Raw genomic sequence first — 18245 nt, 5'->3', positions numbered from 1 at the left:
GGCGCGAGCATCCACCCCGGCGATCGCCCTCACGAACGAGCGACGCCCTGCCCCCGATAAACGGGGGCAGGGCTCGCGTGGCGGAGGTGGACGGGAATCGAACCCGCCGGACGGGGATCGCCCGTCCCAACCGCTTTGAAGGCGGCGGAGCCCACCAGGTACCCAGACACCTCCGTCGACCACGGTAGCGGCGTCGTCGGCGAGTCGGTCGGTCGCAGCCGGCGTCACGTAGGGTCGACGGCGATGGGAGACGTGCTGCTGTGTTCGGACGAATTCTGGGACGCCCAGGGCGACGAGATCGTCGCGATCGACCCCACGATCGAGGTGGTACGACTCGTCGGTGACGAGCACGTCACGCCGGGCGATCTCGACCGGGTGACGATCGCGATCTTCAGCCCCGACCTCTATCCGCTCCGGTCGCGGCAGTTCATGGCGGCGGTCGTGCGGTGCCCGAACCTGCAGTGGTTCCAGGGTGCATTCGCCGGCACCGATCACCCGGTCTTCCAATCGCTCCTCGAACGGGGCGTGCAGTTCAACACCGGTTCGGGCGCAACTGCACCTGCCATCGCCGAGACGGTGATCATGTACCTCCTCGCCCTCAGTCGCGACCTGCCTGCGATGCTGCGCGATCAGGCGCAGCGGCACTGGAACCAGCGACGTGTCGTCGAGCTCGCCGGCCTCAACGTCGGCATCGTCGGCTTCGGAGCGATCGGGCACGAGGTCGCCACCCGAGCCGAGGCGTTGGGGATGCACGTGGTCGGGCTGCGGCGCACGCCCGACCCGACCGATCGGTTCGAGACGTGGAGCAACGACCGCCTCGACGAGCTACTCGGCTGGGCCGACGCGATCGTCGTCGCCGCTCCCCTGACCGACGCGACCCGCGGCATGTTCGGCGCCGCCGAGTTCGCCCGCATGAAGCCGGGCGCGTGGTTCGTCAACGTCGGGCGCGGCCCGATCGTCGACGAAACGGCGCTCGTGACCGCGCTCACCGACGGCCATCTCGGCGGAGCGGGGCTCGACGTGTTCGACGTGGAGCCGCTCCCCGTCGAGAGCCCGCTGTGGGAACTCGACAACGTGATCATCACCGCGCACTGCTCGGGCGACAGCGACACCGCCGACGTCCGAGCAGTCGACATCATCATGGAGAACGTCCGACGTCGGGCGGCCGGCGAACCGCTGCTCAACCCGGTCGGCTGACCGACGGCAACGCCTGACCGGTCGCCGTGCTCCGGCGCCGCTCGATCACCCAGGCGATCAGCTCGGGCGCCGACAACGGCCGGGCGATCCAGTACCCCTGCGCCACGTCGCAGCCCATCGACGCGAGCGCGTGCAGTGTCGCTTCGTCCTCGACGCCTTCCGCGACGACCGACAACCGCAGGTTGTGCCCGAGGTCGATGGTCGACCGCACGATCACCTCGTCCTGAGGGTCGAGCAGCATGCCGCTCACGAAGCTCTGATCGATCTTCAGCTCCTGCACGGGCAGGCGCCGAAGGTAGCTGAGCGACGAATAGCCGGTCCCGAAGTCGTCGATCGCCAGACGGAAACCGGCATCGTGGAGGTCGTCGATCGTGGCACGGGTACGCGGAGCATCGACGAGCAACGACGACTCGGTGATCTCGAGAGTGAGTTCGGACGGCTGCACCTGGTTGTACTCGAGCTGGGTGAGGACGCGCGCCGGCAACTTCGTGTCGAACAGATCGTGGGTCGACAGGTTGATCGCGAGACGCAGTCCCAGCCCGGCATCGTCGAACATGCGCAGCGCGGCGATGCCGCGCTTCAGCACGAGGTCGGTCAGATCCTTGATGAGGCCGGTGTCCTCGGCGACGCGCACGAACTCGGCCGGTGACACGCGGCCCCGGGTCGGTGACTCCCACCGCACGAGCGCTTCGGCGCCGACGACTCGGCCGGTGCCGAGCTCGAGCTTCGGCTGGAAGACGACGTCGATCTCGTCGCCCTCGATCGCTGCGCGAAGGTCGCCGAGCATCGACAGACGAGCCGGCGTCCGCCGATCGATCTCGTCGCGATACAGCTCGACGCCACTGCGCTGCCACTTGGCGTTGTACATCGCGATGTCGGCCCGTCGGATGGGCTGCATCGGATCGGTCTCGTCGTCGTCGATGACGGCGACGCCGACGCTGACGGTCACGACGATCTCGAGACCGTCCAGCACAACCGGGCTGCCACCGATATCGACACACCGGCGCGCCGCCTCGACGAGGCCGTCGGTGTCGTCGCGGTAGCAGAGCAGGGCGAACTCGTCACCGGCGAGGCGCGCCAACATGTCGCCCTCGCGCAGGATCGCCGAGATGCGCCTGCTGAACTCGACCAGCAGTGCGTCGCCGGCGTGGTGACCGAGGGTGTCGTTGACCTCTTTGAACCGGTCGAGGTCGAGCATCATCACGGCGGCCAACCGCCGGGAGTCGTCGGCCAGCGCCGAGCTCACCGCCCACTCGAACAGTGTGCGGCCCGGCAGATCGGTCAACGCGTCGTGGCGTGCCTCGTACTCGAGCTGCTTGTGCAGCAGACCACGGCGGAGGCTGACCGCGACCTGGTCGGCCATGTTGCGCAGCCGGGGCAGATCGGACTCGGCGAAACGGAACCGTTGCACGTTGCGCTCGGCGACCACCAACACGGCGAAGACGCGGCCCTCGTCGAGGATGGGAGCGACGGCGATCGTCCGGAGCCGTTGATCGGTGACGACACCGAGCGGTCGGAGGTCGTCGGACGACACCAGCCGCTCGTCGGCGAACGCCGTGAGGAGCCGCCAGAAGTCGTCGTCGACCGACTGGGGCAGACGCAGCGGGAGACGTCCGGCGATGTGGGTGTCGAGCTCGGACCCGTCGACCCGCAACAGGGCGGCACCGTCGGCGCGCATCAGCTCGACGATGTCGGCGACCGCGTGGGTGGCGATCGCGTCGGTGTCGAGCGAGCTCCCGACGCGACCGGCGAAGCCGTGGACGTCGTCGAGATCGCGCAGATCCTGGACGAGCGAACCGAACCGCCGCAGCACCGACCAGATACCGAACGACGCCGGCACCACGACGAGCACCAGCCACGGCTGCACCAGGGCGAGCGCAACGGCCATCGTGGCGTACACGTTGTTGAATGCGTAGTACCACCACATCGACAGGACCTCGACGCGGAGACCGGCGAGCAGGGTGCCCTCGAACCGGGAGACGACGAGGGCCACGGCGAAACCGACGGTCGCGCCGCTCACGACCATTGCGATCGCCAGAGCGCCGAGCAGGATGCCGTCGCTGTCGCCCCACCAACGGATGAGGAAGCGCGACACCAGCAGCGCGACCACCATCTCCATGCTGAACAGGGCGAGGTTGAACGCCAGCTTGACGCCGCGATTGCGGCGGGAGCGGTACATGTTCGGGATCGCGCCGACCAATCGGGCCGCAAGGGCGAGCGGCGGCGACAAGAAGACGACGGCGAACGCGGTCGGGATCTCCGACAGCGAGTACGAGTGGCCTTCCTCACCGACCTCGATGTCGAACGCCGCCCGTTCGGCGAGGGCGTGCGCGATGGCGATCGGGATGAGGATCCATGCCGGTGCGGACCGAAGCGGATCGGACGGCCACGGCATCACCAGCCCGCCGATGACGACGATCGCCGTCATCCCGACGACGATCATCCATGCCTGGGTGTTCGGTGACAGTCGACCGGCATCACGCTCTGGTCCGGCCACCTGCCGGACAGAGGCGGTGATGGGTTCGCTCACACAACAGCCCTCCTGGTCGCGATGCGACCCAAGCTAGCCGTCAGTGGCACACGCTGGGGGAACGGCGCCGTTCTGCCGGCGCCGTTCGGCATCGACGAGGTTCAGCTCCAGGCCTGGCCCGACCACGCCTGACCCGACCACGCCTGGCCCGACCATGCCTGACCGCTCCAGGCCTGACCCGACCATGCCTGACCACTCCAGGCCTGACCCGACCACGCCTGACCCGACCACGCCTGACCCGACCACGCCTGACCCGACCATGCCTGACCGCTCCACGCCTGACCCGACCACGCCTGACCCGACCACGCCTGACCCGACCACGCCTGACCCGACCACGCCTGACCCGACCACGCCTGACCCGACCACGCCTGACCCGACCATGCCTGACCGCTCCATGCCTGACCGCTCCATGCCTGACCGCTCCACGCCTGACCGCTCCACGCCTGACCGCTCCACGCCTGACCGCTCCACGCCTGGCCGGTCCAGGAGACACCGTCGCTGACGAGGTCGATGGCGACGAGGGCCGACGGGACGCCGGCACCGGTCTGTTCAGGAGTGCCGACCGGGGTCGACGCCGAGATGAGTGCGTCACGGACCTGATCGTTCGTCAGGTCGGGATTCGCCTCGAGCATGAGCGCCGAGAGGGCAGCGACCGCCGCAGCCGACTGCGACGTGCCGGTGCCCTTGAAGCGCACCTCGTCGACATAGCCCTCGGGGTGCTCCGTGTCGGCGTACGAGCCGGGCACACGGAGGCTCTGGATGCTCTTGCCGGGAACGGCGACATCCGGGTTGCGGAGGCCGTCACCCATCGAGCTGAAGTCGGTGATCTCGAAGCCGTACTCGGTGGCCTCGACCGAGGCAACGGCGATCGACGAACGGCTCGACGCCGGCGCCGTGAGGCCGACACCACCGTCGTTGCCGGCGGCCGTGATGACCACGATGCCGGCGTCCCACGCCCGCTCGACGGCGTCGAGCAGCATCTGCTCGGTGGCCGGATCGGTCGTCGGTGCGTTGAATGCGAGCGACAGGACGCTGATGTCGTAGCGGTCGGCGTTGGCGACCACCCAGTCGATGCCGTTGATCAGATCGAGCGGCATCACCGAGCCGTCACGACCGGCGACCTTGACCGACACGATGCCGGCCTCGGGGGCGAGACCGCTGATGCCGTTGGCCGGGTCGTCGGCAGCCACGATCCCGGCGAGGTGCGTGCCGTGACCGTAGGTGTCGATGCCGGCCGTCGTGGCGTCGGCCGCCTCGTCGGTGAAGTCGACCGCGACGACGACCTGGTCGGCGAGTGCGTCGACCGGTGCGACCCCGGTGTCGACCATCGCGATGTTGACACCGGCGCCCGTGAAGCCGTTGCCCCAGGCGGCCGGAACGTCGAGCTGCGCAGCGAGCGCCGACAGCGAACCCGGCGAGTCGGACGCGACCACCGGGGTGGCCGGGCCGTCGTCGAGGCGATCCATCGCCACGGCGCCGCCGGCGATCATCGCCACGGCGGCGACCAGACCGGCCCACGCACCGCGAGGCGTGCGACGACGCTCCTCATGCCGAGGCAGATCGCCACCTCGGGCGTCGAACTCGAGGAGTTCGGGGTGAGTGTCGGGGCGGTCGAGCGTCGAATTCATGGGTTGCACCTCTCCAGCGGGAAGCCGTCGTTGTGCGCGAGGTATCGGTCCGATTCATCGAGATCTCGACCCTCCGTGGCCCCATTTATCGATCTCTTGAGGTTTGAACGCGTCACGTCGGCGTTATCGACCTGTGATCCCACCGTGCGCGGTCAGGTCGCCCGTCGACCGTCGGTGCGAAGGAGGTTCCGGCTCGCTAGCGTGACCGCACCGACTTCCCCTCCCACGACTCTCGTGACTCTCGTGAGGAGGAATCATGATCACCCTCTGCTGGGGAGCAAAGGGTGGGAGCGGCGTCACCACCGTCGCTGCCGCACTCGCGCTCTCGCGCCGTCGTCCGACGGTGCTCCTCGACCTCGACGGCGACGCCGCACTCGCCATCGGCCTCGGTGACGACGGCGGCCCGACGCTCGACGACTGGTTGGAGTCCGATGCATCGGCCGACCGCGTCATGCGGCTGGCTCGACACGTCCGCGACGACGTTCAGCTCGTCCCATCTCGGCGACGGATCGACCGCGCACACGGCCGTTGGGGCGATCTCGCACGCGCCGCTGCGGCGATCGGGCACGACGTCGTCGTCGATGCCGGGACGGGTCCGCCGCCCGCCACTTTCCAGGCGATCGCCGACGTCTCCCTCCTCGTGATCCGGCCGTGCTACCTCGCACTGACACGAGCGCAGCGATCGTCGGCGCGCCCCCATGGCGTGGTCCTGGTCGACGAGCCCGGGCGAGCGCTCCGGCCCGACGACATCAGCGCAGCACTCGGCGCTCCCGTCGTCGCCGTCGTCTCGTACGACCCGAAGATCGCTCGAGCCGTCGACTCCGGACTCGCGGTCTCGCGGCTGCCCGCCACCTGCATCCGGCAGCTCCGGAACGCCGCATGAGCGCGCTCGACGACGACATCCTCGAGCGCGTCTGCGTCGCGGCGATCGAACACGAAGGCGACGTCCGCGACGTCGTGCGAGCACTCGCCGAACGCATGGCGCCACTCGCCGACGACCGGGCCCGCACCGACCTCGTCGACCGCGCCGTCGCGCGACTCGACGGTCTCGACGTGCTCGAGACCTACCTGGCCGACCCCGACGTCGACGAGGTAATCGTCCACCGCGGTGTCGAGGTCTGGGTCGAGCGGTCGGGTCGCCTGCGGCGGGTCGACCGCCTCCCGACCGGGTCGATCGACGTGATCGTCCAGCGGGCGATCGCCCCACTCGGACGCCGACTCGACCGGACCGAGCCGATCATCGACGCCCGACTGCCCGACGGCTCCCGGTTGTGCGCCGTCATCGAGCCCGTCGCCGTCGACGGATCGATCGTGGCCATCCGCCGACACCGACTCCGCAACGTCCCGGCGGCAGCGTTTGCCCCGCCACCGGTCCTCGACGTGATCGAGCAGCTGATCGGGCGTCGCTCCAACGTGCTCGTCACCGGCGCGACGTCGACCGGCAAGACGACCCTGCTCGCCGCCATGCTCCGCCGGTGTCGTCGCGACGAGCGGATCGTGGTGGTCGAGGACACTGCCGAGCTGGCGGTGCCCGACCGGCACGTCGTCCGGCTCGAGACCCGGCGAGCGACCGCCGACGGCTTACGGGCGATCGGTGCCGACGAGCTGGTCAGAACGGCACTCCGGCTCCGTCCCGACCGGCTCGTGATCGGCGAGTTCCGTGGCGACGAGGCCCTGGCGGCGATCCAGGCGCTCAACACCGGGCACGACGGGTCGTTCGCCACGTGTCATGCCAACTCGGCGATCGACGGGCTGCGGCGACTCGAAGGGCTGGTGTTGCAGGCCGCGCCGGCGTGGCCGATGACCGCGATCAGACGACAGGTGTCACGCACGATCGACGCCGTCGTCCACGTCGAACGAACCGCCGCCGGACGATCGATCGCCGAGGTGATCGAGCCGATCGAATCGGATGACGAACCGGCCGCACACGTGATCGTCGATCGCACAGGCGTCGTCGGTGCGCCGACACGGAGTCGGCGATGAACGAGATCGTCGCAGCCCTCCCGCTGGTCGGCTCGGTCATGTGGACGTGCCGCCCCAGACCTCCAGTCCGCCGCCTCACGCCGGGCGAGCCCACCGTCTCGACGACATCGACGACTCGACGCCGACCATGGCCACGACGACGTCCCCCGACGCCCGACCCGATCGCCCTCGCCCACTGGTGCGAAGGGATCGCTCGTTGCGTTCGAGGCGGCGACGCACTGCGAACGGCCGTCGACCGGCCACCCGACGACGCATCGATCACCGCGATCGTCGAGGCGATCAGGCGGCACATCGCCGACCCCCACCGCACCCAGCTGACGCCCGACGCCGCACTCGTCGCCGCCGTGGTGTCGGCGTGCCTCGACCAGGGCGGCCCCTCGGCCGAGCCGCTCGACCGGGCCGCTGGTGTCTTGCGAGCGCGGGCCGCCGAACGGGACGAGCGTCGGGTGCAGAGCGCCCAGGCCCGGCTCTCCGCGGTCGTGCTCACCTGGCTCCCCGTCGTCGTCCTGGTCCTGCTGGTCGTCACGTCCGACGAGGTTCGCCGCGTCGTGACGACACCCATCGGAGTCATGCTGGTGGCCGCCGGATCGCTGCTCAACCTCGCCGGCTGGTGGTGGATGCGCCGGATCGTCGAACGGGCATCACGATGACTCGGCAACAGACCGATCGGCGGCGACGGCGGGCCGCGCTCCCCGACGCGATCGAACTGATCGTGGTCGCGGTGCGAGCGGGCCGCACACCGACCGACGCCGTGCTCACGGCGTCGGTCGCGGCCGATGCCGTGCTCGCACCTGCCTTCGACGCGTTCGAACACCGTCTCCGACGAGGCGCTGCGTTCGCCGACGCCCTCACGGCGTTCGCCGACCAGGTCGGTGGCCCTGCCGTGCCGATGGCCGACGCCATGGCGACCGCCGATCGCTACGGGCTCCCCCTGGCACCCGTCCTCGACCGGCTCGTCGACGAGGCGCGTGCCGAGCGACGGCGTCAGGCGGCCGAGGCGGCCCGTCGGCTGCCGGTCGCGCTGTCGTTCCCACTGGTCGCGTGTTCGCTCCCCGCCTTCGTCCTCCTCGCCATCGTGCCGGCCGTGCTCGGCGCCGTGGCCAGCCTCGGCGACTCGTTGCCCTGATCGAGCTGACGCTCCCCACCGTCACACACCAGCAGGAGACACCATGTATCCGACCAGAACCACGTCCCGGACCACGCTGCGTCCCGGCAGTCGCCAGGCCCGCCGCAACACCGACCACGGCCGCGATGCCGTCGGGCGTCCACCGGTCCGAGACCGAGGCCAGGCCACGACCGAGTACGCGCTGATCCTGCTCGCCGCTGCGCTGGTGGCGGTGCTCGTCATCGGCTGGGCGACCGCCGGCGGCGGGGCGGCCGCCATCGGCCGCCTGTTCGACAGCGCCATCAACGCGGCGATCGACCAGCTCGGATGACGCGCCGACGCGATCGCGGCCAGGCGGCGGTCGAGTTCGCGATCGTCTGCCCGGCCGTGATCGTGCTCGCGCTCGGCATCGTCCAGGTGTCGATCATCGCGACCCGTCAGCTGGCGCTCGAACACGTCGCACGGTCGGCGGCACGAGCAGCGAGCGTGGCTGCCGATCCCGCTTCGGCGGCGTCGGCCCACGCATCGTCGGCGACCGGCCTGGCGCCGCTGGCCGTGACCACGACGGTGGCCGACTCCACGGTCACCGTCGAGGTCGAGTTCGTCGACCCGACGAGCGTCCCGATCGTCGGCGCGGCGATCGGCGATGTCAGGCTCACCGGGCGCGCCACGATGCCGCGCGAACCCCCATGATCACGGGCTCACGAGCCCGGCCACATGAGCCCGGCCACATGGTCACGGCCTGATGGGCCCGGCCACATGGTCGCGGTCGGTCGGCGGGGACGCCCGGTACATTCCGGAGCGTGTCACCCTTGGGCCGAATCCGAGAACGCGGCGACGGGACGACCGTCGTCGACCTCGACGGCGACGCCGACCTCGGCGCGCTCCCGACGCTCCACCAGCTGCTGACGCGCGCGGTCGATCGGGCGACGAACGTCGTGCTGGTCGATCTCGACGGCCTGACGGTGCTCGACGACGCGGCGCTCGGCCTGGTCATCGGCGCCGCAGCGGCGGCTCGACGTCGCGGGGTCGAGCTGCGGTTGGTGTGCACCGAACCCCGACGTCGTGAGCGTCTGGCCGACACCCGGCTCGACCAGATAGTTCCCGTCGACGACCGCACGACGCACTGAGCGGCCGAACCGCCCAGGCCGCGCGAGTGTCCACCGGGCACACTGGACCGGTGACCCCGTACACCGCCGTCATCTTCACGAACCACCGGACCGACCACGACGAGACCGGCTATACCGCGATGGCGGACGACATGGAACGCCTGGCCGGCGAGCAGCCCGGCTACCTCGGGATCGAGTCGGTGCGCGCTACCGACGGGGCCGGCATCACGGTGTCGTACTGGGTCGACCACGAGTCGGCTGCAGCGTGGAAGCTCGAGGCCGAGCATCTCGTGGCCCAGCGCGTCGGCCGGGAACGCTGGTACGACGAGTACCGGGTCCGTATCGCCACGGTCGAGCGCGAGTACGCCTTCGTCCGGCCGATCTTCCACCTCGCGTTGCCCACCGACTGGGCGGCCGCCGAACAGTCGGGCACGTACCCGCTGAGCACACGCGGGCTGACGTTCGAGCAGCAGGGGTTCGTGCACTGCTCGTTCGTCGACCAGATGGAGGGCGTCGCCAACCGCTTCTACGCCGACCTCGACGAGCTCGTCGTCCTCCACCTCGACCGAGGTTCGATCGCCGACACCCTTCGGATCGAACCGGCCTCCGACCTCGTCGACGAGCAGTTCCCGCACCTGTACGCCCCCATCACGACGAACGCCGTCACCTCGACCACGATGTGGCGACGTGACGGCGAGGTCTGGGTCGATCCGCCGGTGACGACGGACCGACCCCTCGGCTGAACCCGACGGGTCGGGCGATGCGGATCAGGGACCGCTGAAGATCCCGTCGGCGGACGAGTTCTCGAGGTTCTCGTAGTAGGTGACCTTCGGGTCGTAATCGCGCGAGGCCTCTTCGTGGCTGGCCGTCTCGGCGCGGCCGACGACGAACCAGTGCACCTCGTCGGGGCCGTCGGCCAGTCGGAGCGTGCGCTGGCTGGCGTACATCCGGGCGAGCGGCGTCCACTGCGACACGCCGGTGGCGCCGTGGATCTGGATCGCCTCGTCGACGATCGCACAGGTGCGGATCGGCACCATGGCCTTGACGGCGGACACCCACACGCGAGCCTCGGCATTGCCGAGTTCGTCCATGGCCTTGGCGGCGGTGAGCACCATGCGTCGGCAGGCCTCGATCTCGATACGAGCCTTGGCGATCACCTCGGGGTTCTTGCCCAGACGCGAGAGCGGCTTGCCGAACGCCTCGCGAGTGAGACCCCGCTTGACCATCAGCTCGAGCGCCCGTTCGGCCGCACCGACCGAGCGCATGCAGTGGTGGATACGGCCAGGGCCGAGGCGGAGCTGGCTGATCTCGAAGCCGCGCCCCTCACCGAGCAGCATGTTGCTCGCCGGCACGCGCACGTTGTCGAACCGGATGTGCATGTGGCCGTGCGGCGCGTCGTCCTCACCGAACACGTGCATGGGGCCGAGGATCTGGACGCCCGGGGTGTCGGCCGGGACCAGGATCTGCGACTGACGCTTGTGGGGCGGACCGTCGGGGTCGGTCTGCAACATGACGATGTAGATCTTGCAGCGCGGATCGCCGGCGCCCGATGCGTAGTACTTCTCACCGTTGATGACGTACTCGTCGCCGTCGCGCTCCGCGCGGCACGAGATCTGCTTGGCGTCGGACGAGGCCACGTCGGGCTCGGTCATCACGTAGGCCGACCGAATCTCGCCGTTCAGGAGCGGCTTCAGCCACTGCTCCTTCTGCTCGGGCGTGCCGACACGCTCGAGCACTTCCATGTTGCCCGTGTCGGGCGCCGAACAGTTGAGGCACTCGGACGCGATCGGGTTCTTGCCGAGCTCGATCGCGATGTACGCGTAGTCGAGGTTCGACAGGCCCTCACCGGTTTCGGCGTCGGGGAGGAAGAAGTTCCACAGGCCCTGCTCCTTGGCCTTCGACTTGATCGACTCGAGCAGTTCGAGCTGGCCCTCGCCGTAGCCCCACCGCTCGGCGCGTCCTTCGCCGAGCTTGAAGTACTCCTCGGTCTTCGGCTCCACCTCGTCGGCGATGAACTTCTTCACGGCTTCGTACAGGGGCTTGGCCTTGTCGGACATGCGGAGGTCGAACATGTCGACGGTCGATGGCAACGCTGTCATGCGGGGCTCCTCGTTTGGTCGGGATGAGAACGGGCGTCTGCGGCGAACTTAGCCACGCGGTTCGTTCGATCTCCCATCGGGCGACGGGACGCTCCGACGGCTCGAATGGCCGGGTCGATGGTCGGCCGGGCCGGCCGGGGCACCGCAAAGCAGACCAGGGGCCCGCCGGACAGCAGCGCTCCCGATGGGAACGATGTCAGTCGGTGGGGCGGGGCTTGCGGCGCCGGTCGGCTCGCCGCATGAACCGCTCCTGTTCCTCCTCGAGGGCGTGCTCCTCCGCGACCAGCCGCTCGAGGCTCGCCAGCCGTCGGGGGTCGAGGTCGCCGGCGTCGACCGCCGCTCGCACCGCACAGCCCGGCTCTCGATCGTGCTTGCAGTCGCGGAACCGACAGTGATCCATCAGGTCGAACACGTCGGCGAATGCCCGCTCGATGCCGTCGCCCGACAGCCACAGGCTCACGGCTCGCACGCCGGGCGTGTCGATGAGCCAGCCCTCACCCGGTAGCCGGAGGAGCTGCGCGGCGACGGTCGTGTGCCGGCCGCGCTGGTCGCCTTCGCGCACGTGTCCGGTGTCCATCACCTCACTGTCGAGGAGGGCGTTCACCAGGGTCGACTTGCCGACACCCGACGCGCCGAGGAAGGCCAGGGTCTTGTTGCCACGCGCGTGGTCGAGGACCGGGTCGATCCCGATGCTCTCGAGCCCGCTGACGATGAGCACCGGCGCACCGAGAGCGACCTCGGCCAGCTCGCGACGCGTCGGCTCGGGATCGGCGACGAGATCGACCTTGGTGAGGACGACGACGGGCTCGGCACCGGAGTCGTAGGCGAGGACGAGTTCGCGTTCGAGCCGGCGCTGGTTCGGCGGTGATCCGAACGCGTGCACGAGGAAGACGACGTCGATGTTCGCCGCGAGGACGTCGGCCTCGAACCGATCACCTTCGTGGGAGGCGCGGCGGGTGAACGCCGAGGTGCGCTCGATGATGTGGTCGACTCGTTCGCCGTCGTCGGACGGGACCACCCAGTCACCGACCGCGACGTCGACGAACAGGTTGCGCACCCGCAGCGGGTCGGTGTCGTCGGCGTGACGCATCACGCTGCTCCAGCCGCGGTCGATGCGCGACACGCGTCCGGGCGCGCCGAGCGCGCCGATCGACTGCCACGACGCGTCGAGCGCGTCGTTCCAGCCGAGCGAACGATCCGGTTCCACCGACGAGACGGTACCCAGTCGAGTCGGTTCGGAGCTCACGAGAACGCCGAGATCGATCCCGACGGTTCGAGCACGAGCAGGGTGCCCGGTGCAACCTCGAACGAGGCAGCAGGTGGGAGCGAGACGTGCCAGCGCTCGTCGCCGTCGAACCCGAACGCAGAGACGGAGCGACCGTGCTCGCCGAACGCCGTGGCGACGACGAAGCCGTCGGCGCCGATCACCGGGGTGCCCGCTCGGACGATGCCGGTGTCGGTCATGGCGATCGTCGAGCCGTTGCGTGCGTCGATCAGGGAATGGCCGACGTGTCCGGTCTCGGCGTCGACGATGCGGGTCGCGGCGACCGGGCCGATCTCGGTCTCGACCGGCGGGCGCACCCGGCCGTCGACTTCCCACACGGGCTCGATCCGGCCGCTGCTCACGTCGAAGCCGACCGAGGTGCCACCGGCGACGATCCCGAGCGATGTCCCCGGCACTTCGCCGACGAGTTCGGGGACGACGTCGACGGTCGTGCCCCGGCTGTCGCCGTCTTCGTCGTCTGGGCCGTCGCGGAGCGCGGCGGTGAGGTCGGCGAACGGTCGGCGATCGGCGACCTCACCGTCGGCGTCGAACAACACCAACTCGTTCACGTCACTCACCCCGACGATGTGCTGGCCGATCGGGGCGATCGCCTCCAGCCCATCGGCCGGCACGGCGGGGCCGACCCGAGTGCCGTTCCGGAGATCGAGCACGGCGAACAGGTCACCGACCAGGGCGACGACGTACGGCGTGGCCGTCGACATCGTCACCGCCTCCGCCGGATGACCGACTTCGTCACCGGTCAGCGGATCGAGGACCCGCATCACGACGGCGTCGCGCCGTCCGTCGAAGACCACGGGGGCGCCGGGCCCCGGCACGGCGATGGCGTGATCGTTACGCCGGCGCCAGAGCAGCGTGCCGTCGGCGGGATCGAAGCCGACGATGGTCACGTCGGTGCCGCCCGTCGTCGTCACGACCACCGCCGCCTCGTCGGAGAACGCGATCGCCGGGTCGGAGCCGACGAACGGAGCGCGCCACTTCAGGTCGCCGTCGGCGAGGTCGTAGACGATGATCTCGGCCGCCACCACCCGCGCCATGGCGGTGCGGCCCCACGCGATCGGCGCATCCCGGTCGGCGGTCGGATCGAGGGTCCATCGGGGCTCTGCGCCGGGCGGGATCTCGGGTGCTCCGGGTCCGGTATCGATCGACGGTGCCAGCGTCCAGTACCCGCCGGCATCGTCGGCGGCGCGCTCGTCGGCAGCCACGTCCCGGTCGGCGGATGGTTTCGTCGCCCAGACCGTCGTGGCCGCGACGGTTGCGACCACGACGGCTGCGGCGACGAGGAGCTGCCGACCAGACGGCCTCCACCCGCCGGGCGGATCGGTCGGCATACCGGGAGGCGGCGAACTCGGCGACAGGCTCCGCGACGACACGGCGATGTCGATGGGGATCTCGTCGCCGTGGCCGGACCACGACCGGGCGACCGGTGGAGCGACACGCGCCGGCGACGAAGTCGACACGTCCGAGGGCGACGGTCCAGCGGCGATCGCCCGCCACCGCGAAGGCCACGACACCCCGATGCGGCGGCGGCGAGCCGCTGAGGACGCCGGACGAGAACCCGGCCCGAGCGCATCGGTGTCCGTGTCTCCAGGCGCATCCGACGGCGCTGTCGGCGGTGCCGACGCTCCATCCGGCGGCCCGCACGACGGATGTGCCGCCTCGGACGACACACCGGATGACGACACACCAGACCACGACACACCGGATGACGACGCACCGGATGACGACGGACCGAACGTCGCGTCGTGGGCTGGTGCCGCAGTGTCGGGCGGGGCTCGGCGCGACCGGGCGGTGTCGGGTCGGTCGCCGATTGGTGGGTCGTGCCCCGACGAGGAACCCGTGCGCTGCGCCGACGAATCGACGGTGCTCGAACCCGGGTCGGAACCGTCGGGCTCACGACCGGTGTTGCGGGGCGACCAGGGGCCGGCATCGTTGCAGCCGATCGGTAGCCGGCGGCGAGCCGACGAGCGTGGCGAACGAGATGGTGTCGACGTTCCGGCGTCACGGACTCGAGCAGGACGAGTGGGCCGTGACGCGGTGGCCGACGTCGGATCCGCGCTCGGTCGCCACATCGCATCGGGATCGACCGGGGCCCCGGACCCGGCCGGTCCGGCGGCGTGCCCCGGATCGCCCACGACTCCATCGTAGGCGACCGTCGGACGGCAGTTATCCACAGGCCCGGCACGAGGTGACGCCGACCGGCGTCCCACCGTTCCGTGAGGTCCGGGGTGTCGTTCGGCCCTGGTTCGGGGCACACTCGCAGACGGACCATGACCACCGGTGTTCTTGACAAGGCGCCCGATATCCCCTACGCAAAGGCAGTTATGGCGAAGCCACTCGTCGTCGTCGAATCTCCGGCGAAGGCCAAGACGATCTCCAAATTCCTCGGCGACCAGTTCGACGTGCGCGCCTCCGTGGGCCACGTCGCCGACCTGCCGAGCAAGGGCCTCAACATCGACGTCGACAACGGCTTCAAGCCCACGTACGAGTTGACCGAGCGCGGCAAACAGGTCGTGAAAGACCTGCGTGCGGCCCTGAAAGATGCCTCCGAGCTCTATCTCGCGACCGATGAAGACCGCGAGGGCGAAGCCATCTCGTGGCACCTGGTCGAGTACCTGAAGCCCAAGGTGCCGGTGAAGCGGATGGTGTTCCACGAGATCACCAAGTCGGCCATCGATCAGGCGATCGCGAACCCGCGCGGCATCGACTACGGACTCGTCGACGCCGCCGAGACGCGCCGCCTCCTCGACCGTCTGTACGGCTACGAGGTGTCACCGGTGCTGTGGCGCCGCGTGAACCGCGGCCTGTCGGCCGGTCGCGTCCAGAGCCCGGCGATCCGCCTCATCGTCGAGCGCGAACGGGAGCGGATCGCGTTCGTCTCGGCCGACTACTGGGACATCGATCTGCTGACCGCCACCGGTCCCGCCTTCGAGGCCAAGCTGGTGTCGGTCGGCGGCACGAAGGTCGCCACCGGCAAGGACTTCGACGACCGTGGCCAGGTGAGCGCCAAGGCAGTCGCCGTCGACGAGGCCCGGGCCCGCGCCCTAGCCGACGGTCTCGACGGGCAGACCTTCACCGTCCGTTCGGTCGAGGAGAAGCCCTACCGCTCGTCGCCGCGTGCACCGTTCATGACCTCGACGCTCCAGCAGGAGGGCGGCCGCAAGCTGCGCCTGTCGTCGTCGCAGGTGATGCGTGTGGCGCAGGGCCTCTACGAGCGTGGCTTCATCACCTACATGCGTACCGACTCGGTCACGCTGTCCGACGAGGCGATGAAGGCCACCCGTGCGGCGATCGAGTCGGAGTACGGCTCGAATCATCTCTCGCCGCAGCCGAAGACCTACACCTCCAAGTCGAAGAACGCCCAGGAGGCGCATGAGGCGATCCGCCCGACGACGCCGTACCGATCGCCCAAGCAGGTCGAGGGCGAGCTGAACAGCCAGGAGCTGGCGCTCTACCGGCTGATCTGGCAGCGGACCCTCGCCTCGCAGATGGCCGACGCCACCGGCGTCACCGTCAGCGTGCGCATCGGCGCCGTGTCGCAGCACGAGAACACCGACTGCGAGTTCTCGGCCGCCGGCACCACCATCACCTTCCCCGGCTACCGGGCCGTCTACGTCGCGGCCGACGACGACGGTGACGGCACCAAGGAAGCACTGCTCCCGCCGTTGGCGCAGGGCGACACCGTGCCGGTCGACACCCTGACCCCGAACGGTCACACCACCTCACCGCCCGCCCGCTACACCGAGGCCTCACTCGTGAAGCGGCTGGAGGAGCTCGAGATCGGTCGCCCATCCACCTGGGCGTCGATCATCCAGACCATCCAGGACCGCGGCTACGTGTGGAAGAAGGGTCAGGCGCTCGTGCCGACCTGGACCGCGTTCGCCGTCGTCGGTCTGCTCGAGCAGCACTTCGGCAACCTGGTCGACTACGAGCTCACCGCGAAGATGGACGCCGATCTCGACGAGATCGCCAGCGGCGAGCAGCAGAAGGACGAATGGCTGCGACGGTTCTACTTCGGCGAGGACTCGCTCGGTGGTTCCGACAACGGCGACGGCGGTGACGCCGATCACGACGGTGACGCACTGATCGGGCTGAAGCGGCTGGTCGAGGAGAATCTCGACAAGATCGACGCTGCCGAGATCAACACGTTCCGGCTGGGCGCCGACGAGAACGGTGAGATCATCGTGGTCAAGCCCGGCCGCTACGGCCCCTACGTGAAGCGTGGCGACGACACGGCGTCGGTCCCCGACGACCTCCCGCCCGACGAGCTCGACGTCGCCAAGGCGATCGAACTGCTCTCGCTCCCGAAGAGCGACGAGCCGATCGGCGAGCTCGACGGCTACCCCGTGTTCGCCAAGAACGGTCGCTTCGGCCCCTACGTCCAGTGGGGTGCTCCCGACAATCTGCCGCCAGGACTCGAGAAGCCGAAGATGTCGAGCCTGTTCGCCTCGATGTCGCTCGACTCGATCACGATGGACGACGCCGAGAAGCTGCTCCAGCTCCCGCGCTCGCTCGGTGACGACCCCGCCGACGGCAAGGAGATCGTCGCCAACAACGGCCGCTACGGGCCGTACGTGGTGAAGGAGAAGGACTTCCGCTCGATCGACTCCGAGAACCAACTGCTCGAGATCACGCTGGAGCAGGCCGCCAAGATCTTCTCCGAGCCGAAGGTGTTCAAGCGGGGCGGTCGCAACATGGCCGCCAAAGGGCCGCTGCGCGAGTTCGGAACCGACCCGGTGTCGGAGCGTCCGGTGGTGGCCAAGGACGGCCGTTTCGGCGTCTACGTGACCGACGGCGAGACCAACGCGTCGATCGGCAAGGGCGACCGCATCGAGGAGATGACGCCCGAGCGTGCGTACGAGCTGATCGCGATCCGTCGCGAGGCCGTGGCCGCCAAGGGTGGGCCGACCAAGAAGAAGGCGGCGAAGAAGAAGGCCGCCGCCAAGAAGAAGGCGACCAAGAAGAAGGCTGCTGCGAAGAAGAAGGCGGCGGCCAAGAAGCCCGCCGCCGAGCAGGACGACTGACCCCGCCGCCCGAGCAACGGCGTCGCGGGCCAGGTGTCAAACGCGACGACACGCCCCACCGACCCGACCCAGGCGCCAAACGCGACGACACGCCCCACCACCCCGGGTCAGGTGCCAGAGGTGACGACTCGCCCCCAGGGCGAGGCGTGACCGGCGGTCACCTGACTCCGGAATCCTGTGACCCGGTCGACGCCTCGTTCCCCGAGCGCGCCACCCGGGCGCTGCCGCGATCGAACCAGTCGGGTGGCGTCGGACCGGATGAGTCGATCCGAGTGATCCTCGACATCG

General features: G+C 69.7%; 15 protein-coding genes and 1 tRNA gene. 10 read left to right on the top strand and 6 right to left on the bottom strand.

Annotation, left to right across the window (positions count from 1 at the left end; all coding sequences use genetic code 11):
- Window positions 1–78: 78 nt before the first annotated feature.
- Window positions 79–174 (bottom strand) — tRNA-Sec (locus tag BDK89_RS03790).
- Between the two features lie 69 nt (window positions 175–243).
- Here BDK89_RS03790 and BDK89_RS03785 point away from each other — a divergent pair.
- Window positions 244–1197 carry a D-2-hydroxyacid dehydrogenase gene (locus BDK89_RS03785; RefSeq protein ID WP_133867684.1) on the top strand — a complete coding sequence of 318 codons (954 nt, stop codon included), beginning with the start codon at window positions 244–246 and terminating at the stop codon, window positions 1195–1197.
- Here the strand turns inward: BDK89_RS03785 and BDK89_RS03780 are convergent.
- Both BDK89_RS03780 and BDK89_RS22530 read right to left on the bottom strand, forming a co-directional pair.
- Window positions 1181–3727, bottom strand: a complete 2547-nt coding sequence (locus BDK89_RS03780) for a putative bifunctional diguanylate cyclase/phosphodiesterase (protein ID WP_133867683.1) — start codon at window positions 3725–3727, stop codon at window positions 1181–1183. The two genes, BDK89_RS03785 and BDK89_RS03780, sit on opposite strands and share 17 nt — an antisense overlap.
- Before the next feature lie 101 nt (window positions 3728–3828).
- Window positions 3829–5355, bottom strand: coding sequence for a S8 family serine peptidase (locus tag BDK89_RS22530; protein WP_133867682.1), 1527 nt, complete (start codon window positions 5353–5355; stop codon window positions 3829–3831).
- 256 nt (window positions 5356–5611) lie between these two features.
- Here BDK89_RS22530 and BDK89_RS03770 point away from each other — a divergent pair, with 256 nt between their 5' ends.
- The 8 genes from BDK89_RS03770 (at window position 5612) to BDK89_RS22035 (ending at window position 10295) form a co-directional block, all read left to right on the top strand.
- Complete coding sequence (locus tag BDK89_RS03770; protein WP_133867681.1) at window positions 5612–6238, top strand: CpaE/TadZ family protein; 627 nt, start codon at window positions 5612–5614, stop codon at window positions 6236–6238.
- Window positions 6235–7338 (top strand): TadA family conjugal transfer-associated ATPase, encoded by a 1104-nt coding sequence (locus tag BDK89_RS03765; protein ID WP_133867680.1) that lies wholly within the window; start codon window positions 6235–6237, stop codon window positions 7336–7338. Before BDK89_RS03770 ends, BDK89_RS03765 begins: the two co-directional genes overlap by 4 nt.
- Window positions 7335–7988, top strand: coding sequence for a type II secretion system F family protein (locus tag BDK89_RS03760; RefSeq protein ID WP_133867679.1), 654 nt, complete (start codon window positions 7335–7337; stop codon window positions 7986–7988). The genes BDK89_RS03765 and BDK89_RS03760 overlap by 4 nt, the downstream gene beginning before the upstream one ends.
- Entirely contained in the window at window positions 7985–8464 is a 480-nt protein-coding gene (locus BDK89_RS03755; protein WP_133867678.1) for a type II secretion system F family protein, read from the top strand. The genes BDK89_RS03760 and BDK89_RS03755 overlap by 4 nt, the downstream gene beginning before the upstream one ends.
- Window positions 8465–8507: 43 nt before the next feature.
- Complete coding sequence (locus BDK89_RS03750) at window positions 8508–8774, top strand: hypothetical protein (protein WP_133867677.1); 267 nt, start codon at window positions 8508–8510, stop codon at window positions 8772–8774.
- Window positions 8771–9136, top strand: a complete 366-nt coding sequence (locus tag BDK89_RS03745; protein WP_133867676.1) for a TadE/TadG family type IV pilus assembly protein — start codon at window positions 8771–8773, stop codon at window positions 9134–9136. Before BDK89_RS03750 ends, BDK89_RS03745 begins: the two co-directional genes overlap by 4 nt.
- 110 nt (window positions 9137–9246) lie before the next feature.
- Window positions 9247–9573, top strand: coding sequence for an STAS domain-containing protein (locus BDK89_RS03740; protein WP_133867675.1), 327 nt, complete (start codon window positions 9247–9249; stop codon window positions 9571–9573).
- A 50-nt stretch (window positions 9574–9623) separates the two neighbouring features.
- On the top strand, window positions 9624–10295 hold the full coding sequence (locus BDK89_RS22035) for a DUF952 domain-containing protein (RefSeq protein ID WP_133867674.1): 672 nt from the start codon (window positions 9624–9626) through the stop codon (window positions 10293–10295).
- Between the two features lie 24 nt (window positions 10296–10319).
- Here the strand turns inward: BDK89_RS22035 and BDK89_RS03730 are convergent, their stop codons facing one another.
- From BDK89_RS03730 to BDK89_RS03720, 3 genes are all read right to left on the bottom strand, one after another.
- Window positions 10320–11651 carry an acyl-CoA dehydrogenase family protein gene (locus BDK89_RS03730; RefSeq protein ID WP_133867673.1) on the bottom strand — a complete coding sequence of 444 codons (1332 nt, stop codon included), beginning with the start codon at window positions 11649–11651 and terminating at the stop codon, window positions 10320–10322.
- Between the two features lie 196 nt (window positions 11652–11847).
- Entirely contained in the window at window positions 11848–12858 is a 1011-nt protein-coding gene (rsgA, locus tag BDK89_RS03725) for a ribosome small subunit-dependent GTPase A (protein WP_133867672.1), read from the bottom strand.
- 35 nt (window positions 12859–12893) lie between these two features.
- Complete coding sequence (locus BDK89_RS03720) at window positions 12894–14393, bottom strand: outer membrane protein assembly factor BamB family protein (protein ID WP_166657368.1); 1500 nt, start codon at window positions 14391–14393, stop codon at window positions 12894–12896.
- An 864-nt stretch (window positions 14394–15257) separates the two neighbouring features.
- Here BDK89_RS03720 and topA point away from each other — a divergent pair.
- Entirely contained in the window at window positions 15258–17957 is a 2700-nt protein-coding gene (gene topA / locus BDK89_RS03715; RefSeq protein WP_133867670.1) for a type I DNA topoisomerase, read from the top strand.
- Window positions 17958–18245 lie beyond the last annotated feature (288 nt).

The organism is Ilumatobacter fluminis (assembly GCF_004364865.1).
In the GTDB taxonomy this organism is placed as follows: domain Bacteria; phylum Actinomycetota; class Acidimicrobiia; order Acidimicrobiales; family Ilumatobacteraceae; genus Ilumatobacter; species Ilumatobacter fluminis.
This window is presented reverse-complemented; position numbering and strand designations above follow the sequence as displayed.